This is a genomic window from Nocardiopsis codii, assembly GCF_036327455.1.
Classification (GTDB): Bacteria; Actinomycetota; Actinomycetes; order Streptosporangiales; family Streptosporangiaceae; genus Nocardiopsis; species Nocardiopsis codii.
This window is the reverse complement of record NZ_JAUZMY010000028.1, coordinates 69,204-81,500: the sequence shown is the minus strand read 5'-3', so window position 1 is coordinate 81,500 and position 12,297 is coordinate 69,204. Positions and strand designations below refer to the sequence as shown.

Genomic DNA, 12,297 nt, shown 5'->3' with positions numbered 1-12,297 from the left:
GCTAGTCGGCGGTGACGACCGAATCAGGCCGGAATACGGTCTGACCTGCCCGACGTGGAAAGATGTGGGTGACGGGGCTGGAGAGTCCGCAGTCCCGTGACGAGCACGACATGAGGAGGAACCGTGGGGATCGCGATGCCGGGTGACAAGGAGCGGTGGCGGTGCACCGGATGCGGCAACCTCACACGGTTCGACGTGACCAGAACGACCCGTTCACAGGACTACGTCCACCTGGACCTGGCCGGTGAGGGGGCCGTCGAGGAGCGGACCGTGCTCTCGGAGACGATCGAGCGGGTGAAGTGCCGCTGGTGCGGCGCCACCGACAGCGTCGAGGTCATCGCCCGTCCCGACGCCGACCGGACGGCCACCGGTTCCTCGGCGGAGAGCCCGACGGGTCAGGCATGAGCGCCCGCCCCGAGGCGGGCGGCGACTCCGACGGCACCGGCCCGCTCGACGAGAGTGTCGACGCGACGCCCGGCGCCGACAGCGACGGGGAGCGGTTGCGCCGCCCCCTGCCCGAGCCGGTGCGCGCCCGGGTCGTCGAGTACGGTTCCGACGTGCTGGGCGGTATGCGCGCGAGCGAACTACCCCCGGTCCTGAGACGGGTCGCCAAGTTCGAGCCGCGCCGCAGAGCCAGGCTCGCGGGCCCGCAGATCGCCGCCCAGCTGGAGAACGACGAGGGGTTCCGCGACACGGTCGGGGCGCGGGTGGAGCAGGTGTGGCCCGAGCTGGCCGAGGGGCTGCGCTCGGGCGTGGTCCCGCCCGCCGCCGACCCCGTGGCGGTCGCGGCCTGCGCGTACCTTCTGCGCCCCAAGGGGTGGCCGGAGATCATCGAGGACGTCCACCAGGAGCTGGAGCGCCTGGCCAGCGCCAAGGAGGTGGACGAGGCCGCCGAGGCGCTCGACTCCGTGCGCCGCCAGCTGGACGAGGCCAGGAGCGAGCACCAGTCGGAGCTGGACCGGCTGCGGTCCCAGCTCAAGGAGCAGCGCGCCGAGATCACCGAACTGCGCCGCAAGGTGCACACCGAGCGGCAGCGGGCCAAGGGAGCCACCGCGGAGGCCTCACGGGTCCTGGCCGAGACCGCCGACCGCGCGTCGGAGTCGGCGACGCAGGTGAGCTCGCTGGAGTCGGAGAACCGGCGGCTGCGGTCGCGCCTGGCCGCCGTCGAGGCCCAGGTGGAGAACGCGCGCCGGGCGGTGCGCGCCGGGCGCAACGCCGACGAGGCCCGGCTCCGCGTGCTGCTGGACGTCCTGGTCGACTCGGCGCACGGGCTGCGCAGGGAGCTGGCGCTGCCCGCGGCCCTGGACAGCCCGGCGGACCTGGTCGCCGAGACCGAGCAACAGCGGCGGGTGTCGCTGGGCGGCCTGCCCGACGACGACCCGGGCCTGCTGGAGCACCTCCTGACGGTGCCCCGGGTCCACCTGCTGGTGGACGGCTACAACGTGACCAAGACCGGGTACGGGACGCTCCCGCTGGCCGATCAGCGAACACGGCTGATGGCCTCGCTGGAGGGGTTGGCGAGCCGGACCAAGGCCGAGATCACCTGCGTGTTCGACGGCGCGGACATCGACGCGCCCCCTGTGGTGGCCCCGACCCGCCGTGTGCGCCTGCTCTTCAGCGCGCCGGGGGAGACGGCCGACGAGCTGATCGTGCGGCTGGTGCGCGCCGAGCCGCCCGGACGCCCGATCGCCGTGGTGACCTCCGACAGGGAGATCGTGACCGCGGTCCGCAGGGCCGGCGCTCGCGCGGTGCCCTCGGCGATCTTCCTGCGCCGCCTGGAGACGCACGGCTGAACGGCCCCGGTTCCCCGGACCGGTTCCCCGGGGAACCGGTCCGGGCCCGTCGGCCGCCGTTCCGGCCTCCCCGCAATGGGTGTTGAGGCGCACAACGGACCGAAGGGCACATCCTGCGGCCCGTGTCGCTCCCACATGCCCCTTCCAGGCGTAATGCCCCTGCAGGAACGGTGCGTTCCCGCGTGATTCGGGGCTAGTGCCCGCACATGTGGTTGAGACGAGCAGAGCGGTCCGCTAGGTTCTTCCCGAACGTGAGTGCTCTGTCGGAGCGAAGGCAGTGTTCGTGCCCTCCGGTCGGGACCCGCACACTCACACGCCCCGCCCCCGCGCGGACCCTGTCCTCTCAGCACCCCTATGCGGACTTCCCAACCCCAAGGAGCGGACCGCCATGAAGAACTCCGGTGGTCGGCGCACGGCCCGCCGAATCGCAGCCACGACCGGTATCGGCGCCGTCGTCGCGAGCACCCTCATCGCCCCGGGCACCGCCTACGCGGAGCCGACCCAGGACGAGGTCGAGGAGCGCATCGAGGAGCTCAACGAAGAGGCCGCGGGCGCCGTCGAGACCTACAACCAGGCCAAGGAGGACCACGAGGTCGCCGAGGCCCTGTACGAGGAGCTCGAGGAGCAGGTCGGGGACGAGGAGGAGCGCTACGAGGAACTGCGGGGCAAGGTCCAGCAGCTCGCCAGCGCCACCTACCGCTCCGGTGAGCTGGACTCCACGTCCAGCATCCTGACCTCCGACGGCCCCGAGGCCCTGCTCGAGCAGAGCGCCGACCTGAACTACCTCTCCGAGGCCCAGAAGGCCGAGCTGGACGAGTTCGGCGAGTCGTCCGAGCGGCTGTTCACGCTCAAGGACGAGGCCGAGGAGGCCCTCGAGGAGTCCGAGGCTGCGCTGGAGGAGGCCGACGAGGCCAAGACCGCGGTCGAGGCCAAGATCGAGGAGCAGCAGGAGATCCTCAGCCAGTTCCCCGACGCCGACCGGTCCGCCGACGGCGCCGACAGCAGCGGCGGCCAGTCGTACACCGGCGGCGCGTCCGGCAGCGCCGGCGCGGCCCTGGACTTCGCCTACTCGAAGGTCGGCCTGCCCTACGTCTGGGGAGGCACGGGCCCGAACGGGTACGACTGCTCCGGCCTGGTCCAGGCGTCCTGGCGCAGCGGCGGCGTCGACCTGCCGCGCACCACGTACTCCCAGGCCGAGGTGGGCAACCGGATCAACGACATGAGCGCGCTGCAGCCCGGCGACATCATGTTCTTCTCCGGTGTGAACCACAACGGGCTCTACGCGGGCAACGGCCAGATGGTGCACGCGCCGAGCAGCGGCCGCAACATCGAGGTCGTGGACCTCGCGGCGTACTGGGCCGGCCAGTTCGAGTTCGGCGTCCGCCGGTAGGACCGCTCTCCGAGCATGCTTCGAGGCCGCCCCCGGTTCGACCGGGGGCGGCCTCTTCGTGTGCCGGGGCACGCCCGGGTATAGGACACCGAAGGGGTTTTCGGACGCTCGACGTCATACAACAGAACGTCACGAAAAGGTTGAGAGGGACCTGCGCGATGCACTAGTGTTCATCGCCGAACGCGGTTGCTCCTCTTCACCGCCCCCTGGTGGTGACAGCCGCGTCCCGACCGGGCCCCACAGCGTTCGGGCCGGCTCCCCGGCCCTTGAACCCCCCACCCGGCGCAGTCCCTTGCTCCCGCTGAACCCCGCACGGCCTGGGACAAGGGGAGAAAGGTGTAACCCAACGTGTCTGCATCCCCTGGCGGCCGCAGGCGCCGCACAGCGGTCGTCGCCGCCCTCACCCTCGGGGCGCTCGTCGTGCCCGCGGCGGTGGCGCACGCCGAGCCCACCGCAGAAGAGGTCCGCGAGGAGATCGAACGCCTCGAAGAGGAGTTCATCGAGCTCAACGCGACCTACAACGAGGCCAAGGAGACCCACGAGGCCGCAGAGGAGAAGCTGGAAGAGGTCCTGGAGGAGATCGGGGCCGCGGAGGAGAAGGTCGAGGAGATGGGCCTGGACGTGCGCCGGCTCGCCGGGGCCGCCTACTCCGGCACCGACTTCACCTCCTTCAACGAGCTGGTCAACTCCACCGGGCCCGAGAACGCCCTGGCCCACCAGGCCGATCTGACCTACCTCGCCGGCCAGAACGACGGGCAGCTCGCGCGGTACATCGAGGAGCTCGCCAACCTGGAGACGCTGGAGGCCTCCGCGGTCGAGACCGAGGAGGAGGCCGCCGAGGCCCTCCAGGACTCCGAGGACGCCACCGAGGAGGCCGAGGAGGCCATCGCGGAGCAGGAGGAACTGCTTTCCCAGCTGACCGCCGAGGAGCAGGAGGCCGCGACCGAGAACGTCGGCGGGTCCGGCGGGGGCGGAGAATCCAGTGGCGGCGGGGGCGGAGGCGCCAGCTACAACGGACCCGCCTCCGGCAACGCCAGGACCGCCCTGGACTTCGCCTACAACCAGATCGGCAAGCCCTACGTCTGGGGCGGCACCGGCCCGGGAGGGTACGACTGCTCGGGTCTGACCCAGGCCGCTTGGGGCGCCGCCGGCGTGAGCCTCCCGCGCACCACCTACGACCAGGTCAACGCGGGCCAGCGGGTCTCCTGGGAGAACATGCAGCCCGGCGACCTGCTGTTCTTCTACCCGGGCGGCAGCGGCCCGGACCACGTGGGCATGTACGCGGGCGACAACGTGATGGTGCACGCGTCCACCTCGAGCCGTCCCATCGGCACGGTCACCCTGAGCGACTACTACCGGGCCAACTTCGTCACGGCCGTCCGGCCCTGACGCGGTACGCACCCCCGGAGCCCCGCGACACGCCGCTTGTCGCGGGGCTCCGTCGTGTCCGCTCCCCCGCCGGCGCCCGACGGCGGCACACCTGCGAATCCCCACCTGTACGACGTAGATCATGTCGAACCCGGTTTTCCCGCCGTCCGCGCGTGGGCCTCGGCGCAGGCGCACCCCCGCGCCTAGACTCGCTCCCGTGTCGCGAACCCTGATCATCACCAACGACTTCCCGCCGCGCTCCGGAGGCATCGAGTCCTTCGTCCACGAACTGGCGCGGCGCCGCCCCGAGGGCTCCGTGGTCGTCTACTGCTCCTCCCCCGCCGGTTCCGACGACGCCGCGGACCCGCACTTCGACCTGCGCCAGCCCTTCCCGGTCGTCCGCGACGCCGCGCGCGTCCTGCTGCCCTCGCCGCGGGTGGCCGCGCGGGCGCGCTCCATCGCCGCCCTGGAGGACTGCGACTCGGTGCTCTACGGGGCCGCCGCACCCCTGGGGCTGCTCGCGGGCGGGCTGCGCGGCCGGGTACGCCGCCAGGTGGCCCTCACCCACGGGCACGAGACCGGCTGGTCGGCGCTGCCCGGGGCGAGCACCGCGCTGCGCCGGATCGGCGACACCACCGACACGGTCACCTACCTGGGGCGGTACACGCGCAGGCTGCTCTCCCGCGCCCTGTCCCCGGCCGCGGCCGTCCGCATGCGCCGGCTGGCGCCGGGTGTGGACGTGGAACGGTTCCGTCCCGGGGCGGGGGGCGGGGAGATCCGAGCGCGGCACGGCCTGGGCGGTCGCCCGGTCGTGGTGTGCGTGTCGCGCCTGGTTCCCCGCAAGGGCCAGGACACCCTCATCCGCGCCTGGCCCCGCGTCCTGGCCGACGTCCCCGACGCGGCCCTGCTCGTGGTCGGCGACGGGCCCTACGGCCCCCGGCTGCGCTCCGCGGCGGCGGGGATGGAGTCGGTGGTCTTCACCGGGCCCGTCCCCCGCGCCGAGCTCCCCGCCCACCACGACGCGGGCGACGTGTTCGCCATGCCCTGCCGCACCCGCCGGGGCGGCCTCGACGTGGAGGGGCTGGGGATGGTGTACCTGGAGGCCTCCGCCACCGGGTTGCCCGTGGTGGCGGGCGACTCCGGGGGCGCACCGGACGCGGTCCTGGAGGGCGAGACCGGCCGGGTGGTCGACGGATCACGTCCCGGACCGGTGGCCCGAGCCCTCATCGGCCTCCTGAGGGACCCCGACCGCGCCGCCCAGATGGGCGCACGCGGCCGGGAGTGGGTGGCGCGGACGTGGTCCTGGGAGCACACCGCCGAACGCCTGGACGGCCTCCTGGGAGCCCCCGGACGCGCCGACGCCTGACGGCGGGACCGCGCGGAGCCGCTACAGGCCCTCGCCGTGCACGCCGCCCGGGGTGCCGGACCCGTCGGTCACCTGGGGCTCACCCGTCTCGCTGTGCTCCAGCCACTCCTTCCAGGAGCGCTGGTAGAAGCCCCACCCGTTGTCCCACTCCAGCTCGCGCCCGGTCCCGGTGGTCTCCAGGACGTCGCCCATGAGCGCCTTGTCGTGGAACCACCGGGCGTCCTCCACCGACATGTTCGTGCAGCCGTTGGACGTGTTCGCGTGGCCGATGTTGCCGTTCCAGGGCGCCGCGTGGGTGAACTCACCGCTGTTGGAGGTGCGCACGGCCCAGTCCACGTCCAGGCGGTAGTGGCCCGGCGACCCCTCGGGGATGCCGACCGTGGCCGAGTCCATCACGAGGGCGGCGTACTTCTCCATGGTGATGTGCGTGCCGGAGGTGGTGGTGTTGAAGCGCTCCTGGCCCTTGCCGTTGCTCACCGGGATCGTGCGCACCGCCTTGCCGTCGACCCTCACCTTCAGCTCGTGGTCGGGAACGTGCATCGTGGAGATGAGCTCGCGGCCGATCTCGAAGTCGATGCGGTCGTCGTCCACCCCGTAGACGCCCTCGGCCGCCTCCACCCCCGTCAGGCGCAGGTCCACGGAGACCTTCTGGTGGGGCTTCCAGTACTCCCGGGGCCGGAACACGGCCGTCTCGTCGTCGACCCAGTTCCACGCCCCCTCGACCTCGTGCTCCGAGGTCACCTCGATGGAGTTCTCCACCTGGACCTTGTTCTCGACCGGCCGGTCGAAGGCGACGACGACGGGCATGCCGACGCCGACGGTGTCGCCGGTCTGCGGGAAGTTGGAGACCACTGCGAGGCGCGCGTCCTTCGCGACGCCCTCCGTGTGGAACTCCGCGACGACCTCGGTCTCCTCGCCGTCGGCGTCCTCGGCCGTGGCGTAGACGCTCACCGCGGCCCCGGGGGCGAGGTTCCAGTCGCTTTGCCAGCGGGTGCCGTCCTCGCTGAGGGTGCCGGTGAACGCCGGCTCCTCCACGGCCGCGCCGGTGTCCCCTCCGGCCTCCCCGTCGGCCCCTGCCAGCTCGTCGGCGGTGGCCTGCTCCACCCGGACGTCCGTGATGGTCCCGCCCGCCGCCTCCACCCGTACCGGGGTGTTGGGCGCCACCGAGGCCGCACCCGGCCCGGGGGTGACCGTGATGTCGGGACCGGGGGCGGCCGCCCCCTCGGGCCCCGCGTCGTCCGTGGTGGTGCAGGCCGTCGTCACGAGGACCACGGCGGCGGCTCCGGTCACGAGGCGGCGGACCGCCGACCGGGAAACTCGTCCCTTCACGCCGAGGGCGTGTTTTTTGAGGGCTTTCGGGTCGGCGAGCGGCCGTCCAGGCGATCTGTCGCACGACGATGTGCGACGTTCGGCCTGGTTGTGCTTCACGAGCGCAGAGGCGCGGCGAGAGGAAGCCTGGTGGACGCGAGCCCGGAATGATTCAAAAAACACGACCAAGGACCTCCAGCGTCGATTGCGACGTGGCCCCGGCACGCGGAGTGGGTCAGCACCTCGGGCACCACGGGGCCTGGATACGCCGTGTACCGGGCCCGAAGCCCGGTGTCACGGCCAGGTCACCGAAAACACGACCCCGGCGGCCGGTCGGATCTCGCGGTACGAGACCTTCCGGCCACCGGGGCGGTGACAGTCGCATTCTACCCAGAGTAGGCAATTACGCACGCTATGTGGTTATTGCTCGGGGTGGCGCGTCCTAGTGCTGGAACTCCTTGCGGTAGTACTCGAAGATCCAGCCGATCGAGGTGAGGATGATCGCGAAGGCGCCCGTGATCACCATCCACCAGCCGATGGCCACGCCCACCGCGGTGAACGCGACGGCCATCGCGACGAACATCGGCCACCAGCTGTGCGGGCTGAAGAACCCGTACTCCCCGGCGTTCTCGGCGATCTCGCCGTCCAGCCGCTCCTCCGCGGGGAGCCCGTGGAAGCGCTCGCTGCGGCGGGCCGCCTGCCAGAGCCAGAAGCCGATCATCCAGCCGAAGCCGATGGAGACCACCAGGGCGGTGGTGCCCGTCCACTCGATGGCGCCGGTGTCCTGGTAGGACCAGTACACGTACAGGGCGGCAGCAAGACCGAAGAAGGTCGAGATGCCCATGAACAGATAGGCCTGCGTCTTCATGGCGAGATCCCTAGTTCCTCTCGGGGTCCGTGCCCGCCGGAACCGCGGCGTGCGGGTGGTTCAGGTCGAACGCGGGACGCTCGGAGCGGATGCGCGGCAGCGACGTGAAGTTGTGCCGCGGCGGCGGGCACGAGGTGGCCCACTCCAGCGAGCAGCCGTACCCCCACGGGTCGTCCACGGTGACCAGCGGCGCCCTCTTCGCGGTGATGTACATGTTCCAGAAGAAGATGAGCGTCGACGCGGCCAGGACGAACGACGAGACCGAGGAGATCTGGTTCAGCTCGGTGAACCCGTCACCCGGCAGGTAGTCGGCGTAGCGGCGCGGGAAGCCCATGGCCCCGAGCCAGTGCTGCACCAGGAACGTGCCGTGGAAGCCGAAGAACAGGAGCCAGAAGTGGAACTTGCCCAGCTTCTCGTTGAGCATCCGGCCGGTGAACTTGGGCCACCAGAAGTAGAAGCCCGCGAACATCGCGAACACCACGGTGCCGAACACCACGTAGTGGAAGTGCGCCACCACGAAGTAGGAGTCGGTGACGTGGAAGTCCAGCGGCGGTGAGGCCAGGAGCACACCGGTCAGACCGCCGAAGAGGAAGGTGACCAGGAAGCCGATCGTGAACAGCATCGGCGTCTCGAAGCTGAGCTGCCCCCGCCACATCGTGCCGATCCAGTTGAAGAACTTCACCCCGGTCGGGACCGCGATGAGGAACGTCATGAAGGAGAAGAACGGCAGCAGGACCGCGCCCGTCGGGAACATGTGGTGCGCCCACACGGTGACGGACAGGCCCGCGATGGCGATGGTCGCGGCCACGAGGCTCTTGTACCCGAAGATCGGCTTGCGGCTGAACACCGGCAGGATCTCCGTCGCGATGCCGAAGAACGGCAGCGCGATGATGTAGACCTCCGGGTGCCCGAAGAACCAGAACAGGTGCTGCCACAGGATCGCACCGCCGTGCTCGGCGTTGAAGACCTGTGTACCGATCATCCGGTCGGCACCCAGCGCGATCAGGGCGGCGGTCAGGACCGGGAACGCGATGAGCACCAGCACGCTGGTGAGCAGGGTGTTCCAGGTGAAGATCGGCATGCGGAACATCGTCATACCGGGCGCGCGCATGCACAGGCCGGTGGTGATGAAGTTGACCGCGGCCAGGATGGTGCCCAGACCGGAGACGGCCAGGCCCAGGATCCACAGGTCGCCGCCCAGGCCCGGGGAGCGGACCGCGTCGGACAGCGGCGTGTACGCGAACCAGCCGAAGCTGGCCGCGCCGCCCGGGGTCAGGAACCCGCCCACGGCGATGAGGCTGCCGAACAGGTACAGGTAGTACCCGAACAGGTTGATGCGGGGGAAGGCGACGTCGGGGGCGCCGATCTGCAGCGGCATGAGGATGTTGGAGAACCCGACGAAGAGCGGGGTCGCGAACATCAGCAGCATGATCGTGCCGTGCATGGTGAACAGCTGGTTGAACTGCTCGTTGGACATGACCTGCATGCCCGGGGAGAACAGCTCGGCGCGCATGAGCAGCGCCAGCACACCGCCGAAGAGGAAGAACGCGAACGAGGTGATCAGGTACATGTACCCGATGACCTTGTGGTCGGTCGACGTCAGCCAGTTGACGATGATCGAGCCCGTGCTCGACGGCGCCTTGCCGTCGGTGCGGGCTGGTGTTGCCGTCGTGGTCATTACTCGTTCTCCTCGGCGTCGGCCGCGCCCGAACCGGTGCCCTCGGCATCCGATCCCTCGGCCCCCGAGCCCTCGGTGGAGTCCGCTTCGGAATCCACGGCGTCGGCGGCCTCGTTGTCGGCGGTCACGGCCGCCTGCTGCTGCTCCGCGGCCCACGCGTCGTACTCGTCCTGGGGAAGGACCTCGACGTTGAAGAGCATGCGGGTGTGGTCGGTGCCGCACAGCTCGGCGCAGCGGCCGATGTACTGGCCCGCGCTGTCATCGGTGAGGTTCGCCTGGAACGCGTTGTCGCGTCCCGGGACGACGTCCATCTTGAAGCCGAACTCGGGGATCCAGAACGAGTGGATGACGTCGGGCGAGTGGAGGTCGAAGTGGACGGTCGCGCCCTCGGGAAGCACCAGCGTGGTCTGCGTCGAGGGGTCGGCGGTGCCGTCCGGGTTGGGGATGCCCGTCTCGGAGAAGAGCACCTCGCCCCCGTTCTCCTTCTTGTCGTCGAGGTAGTTGAACTGCCAGGCCCATTGGAAGGCCACGACCTCGATGTTCACGTCGGCCGGCTCGTCGGTGTCCAGGATGATCGCCTGGTCCCGAGCGGTGAAGAAGAAGAGCACGGAGATGACGACGATCGGCAGGACGGTGTAGAGCGCTTCGATGGGCATGTTGTACCGCACCTGCGGCGGCAACTGCTCAGAGCGCTTGCGGTGGAAGATGACTGACCAGATGATCAGCCCCCACACGAGAATGCCGACCGCGAAAGCCGCCACCCAGGAGCCCTGCCAGAGCGAGAGAACACGCTCGGCTTGGTCGGTGATCGGCTCCGGCATGCCCAAACGAGTGAGATCGTTCGACGCGCAGCCGGTCGCGGCCAGCCCCAGCACGGCGAGCGCGGCGCCGCGTGGTGCCCATCGGCGCGGATTGGGGCGCCGATTTTCTTGGCGGGTCGGACTCACGGATTGCCTTCCCAGCGGTGAAGCCCGTGGATCCTCCACGGGCGGCCTAAGTGTCCAAAGCTTGTCAAGGGGAAACATTATCGCGAACCGCCCGGCGTGCCGTTCATGGGCTTACCTGGTCAGCGTGTTGCCAGACGCCCCTGCGCGGAACGCGCGGCGGTACGTGGAGCCGGGCCCGTTCGCCCGCGGAGGATACCCTCCCGGCTGGCTACGGAGCGCGGCCCGGCGTCCCCCCGGGCCCTCGTCCCCGCGGGCGACCGCCCCGCCCTCGGGCGGTGGTTCCGGAAGCTTCGCGAGGAAAGACCAAGGCGAGCGTATCGCTGGGTTTACGACGCCCTTAACCGGGTTCGCCTTACGGGGCGGGGCAGGTCAAGATTGGGATACAGGACGACAACACACGGGGGTGTCCGTGCCCGAGTATCCACCGTCGCAGGCTCCGCTGGTCACCGTCGAGGCGGTGGGCCGCAAGTGCCCCATACCGATCATCATGCTGGCCGCCAGACTGGGCGAAGTGCCCATCGGGTCGGTCATCGCGGTCACCGCGGACGATCCGGCCGCGAGGGCCGACATCCCCGCCTGGTGCCGGATGAAGATGCACCAGTTCGTGGTGGAGGTTCCCCTGGGGCGGGGTAGCGCGTTTCACATCCGGCGGATGTACTGAGCCGTATCCCGGCCGCGCAGGCCCCGGTCCCGTTGCGATAACGATTCGGCTTCCGCCGTTTCCCGGGAGTGCCACGGGAGGTCGCCCGCACACGACGAGGCCGCGCGGACAGGGGTCCGCGCGGCCTCTCCGGTCCTCGGGGCGTCCCTGGGGACGCCCGTGGGGCGGGGTTCGCGACTAGCGGGCGTAGAACTCGACCACGAGCTGCTCGTCGAAGGGAACCGGGATCTGCTCACGCTTGGGGCGGTCGATGACCGCGATGCGCAGGTCCTTGTGGCTCACCGCGAGGAAGCCGGCGATCTTGTCGTCCGCGTGGACGCCCTCGGCGGCCTCGACGAACGGCACCATGTTGCGGGACTTCTCCCGAACCTCGATGATCTGTCCGGCCTTGACCTGGTACGACGGGATGTCGACCTTCTTGCCGTCCACGGTCACGTGACCGTGGTTGATGAACTGGCGGGCGGCGTAGATCGACGCGGCCAGACCGGCGCGCAGCACGACCGTGGCCAGACGCATCTCCAGCTCGGCGAGCATCTCCTCACCGGTACGGCCGGGGCGCTTCTTCGCGTTCTCGTAGATCCTGACCAGCTGCTTCTCGGTCAGGTCGTAGTACCAGCGCACCTTCTGCTTCTCCGCCTGACGGACGGCGAAGTCGCTGCTGTTGCGGCGGACACGGCGGCCGTGCTCGCCGGGCGGGTACGGACGCTTCTCGAAGTAGCTGACCGCCTTACGGGTCAGCGGGGTGCCGGCGCGCCGGGACAACCGCACCTTCGGTCCGGTGTAGCGCATGCAATGTCCTTTCAGGGTGAATCAGGGAATCCCAGGTAAGGCTGGCCTAGATCTGGGAGGCGCTCACGGCGCCCGAGCCCCGACCGCGTGCCGGAGCACGGGGGTTCAGGGTGGGTTCCCCACCGTCGC

11 protein-coding genes are annotated in these 12,297 nt (G+C 70.3%); 6 read left to right on the top strand and 5 right to left on the bottom strand.

The window, feature by feature from the left end:
• Positions 1-123: 123 nt before the first annotated feature.
• From Q8791_RS24490 to Q8791_RS24470, 5 genes are all read left to right on the top strand, one after another.
• A complete protein-coding gene (locus Q8791_RS24490; RefSeq protein WP_330094143.1) occupies positions 124-405 on the top strand; it encodes a hypothetical protein in 282 nt (93 codons plus the stop codon).
• Positions 402-1,793, top strand: coding sequence for an NYN domain-containing protein (locus tag Q8791_RS24485; protein WP_330094142.1), 1,392 nt, complete (start codon positions 402-404; stop codon positions 1,791-1,793). The genes Q8791_RS24490 and Q8791_RS24485 overlap by 4 nt, the downstream gene beginning before the upstream one ends.
• A gap of 388 nt (positions 1,794-2,181) precedes the next feature.
• Positions 2,182-3,183, top strand: a complete 1,002-nt coding sequence (locus tag Q8791_RS24480; RefSeq protein WP_330094141.1) for a C40 family peptidase — start codon at positions 2,182-2,184, stop codon at positions 3,181-3,183.
• Positions 3,184-3,531: 348 nt separating this feature from the next.
• Entirely contained in the window at positions 3,532-4,572 is a 1,041-nt protein-coding gene (locus tag Q8791_RS24475) for a C40 family peptidase (protein ID WP_330094140.1), read from the top strand.
• 196 nt (positions 4,573-4,768) lie between these two features.
• Positions 4,769-5,917 (top strand): glycosyltransferase family 4 protein, encoded by a 1,149-nt coding sequence (locus Q8791_RS24470; RefSeq protein ID WP_330094139.1) that lies wholly within the window; start codon positions 4,769-4,771, stop codon positions 5,915-5,917.
• A gap of 21 nt (positions 5,918-5,938) precedes the next feature.
• On the opposite strand, the gene Q8791_RS24465 is transcribed toward Q8791_RS24470, so the two are convergent.
• The 4 genes from Q8791_RS24465 to ctaC form a co-directional block, all read right to left on the bottom strand.
• The gene (locus Q8791_RS24465) at positions 5,939-7,246 is read right to left on the bottom strand and encodes a L,D-transpeptidase (RefSeq protein WP_407942045.1); all 1,308 of its coding nucleotides are present in this window, start codon (positions 7,244-7,246) and stop codon (positions 5,939-5,941) included.
• 421 nt (positions 7,247-7,667) lie between these two features.
• A complete protein-coding gene (locus Q8791_RS24460; protein ID WP_267948872.1) occupies positions 7,668-8,093 on the bottom strand; it encodes a cytochrome c oxidase subunit 4 in 426 nt (141 codons plus the stop codon).
• A gap of 10 nt (positions 8,094-8,103) precedes the next feature.
• Positions 8,104-9,771, bottom strand: coding sequence for an aa3-type cytochrome oxidase subunit I (gene ctaD / locus Q8791_RS24455; protein ID WP_330094138.1), 1,668 nt, complete (start codon positions 9,769-9,771; stop codon positions 8,104-8,106).
• Positions 9,771-10,718 (bottom strand): aa3-type cytochrome oxidase subunit II, encoded by a 948-nt coding sequence (gene ctaC, locus Q8791_RS24450; RefSeq protein ID WP_456238156.1) that lies wholly within the window; start codon positions 10,716-10,718, stop codon positions 9,771-9,773. The genes ctaD and ctaC overlap by 1 nt, the downstream gene beginning before the upstream one ends.
• Before the next feature lie 409 nt (positions 10,719-11,127).
• On the opposite strand from ctaC, the gene Q8791_RS24445 reads away from it, so the two are divergent.
• Positions 11,128-11,379 (top strand): sulfurtransferase TusA family protein, encoded by a 252-nt coding sequence (locus tag Q8791_RS24445; RefSeq protein ID WP_330094136.1) that lies wholly within the window; start codon positions 11,128-11,130, stop codon positions 11,377-11,379.
• Between the two features lie 177 nt (positions 11,380-11,556).
• On the opposite strand, the gene rpsD is transcribed toward Q8791_RS24445, so the two are convergent.
• On the bottom strand, positions 11,557-12,168 hold the full coding sequence (gene rpsD, locus Q8791_RS24440; RefSeq protein WP_330094135.1) for a 30S ribosomal protein S4: 612 nt from the start codon (positions 12,166-12,168) through the stop codon (positions 11,557-11,559).
• Between the last annotated feature and the right edge of the window lie 129 nt (positions 12,169-12,297).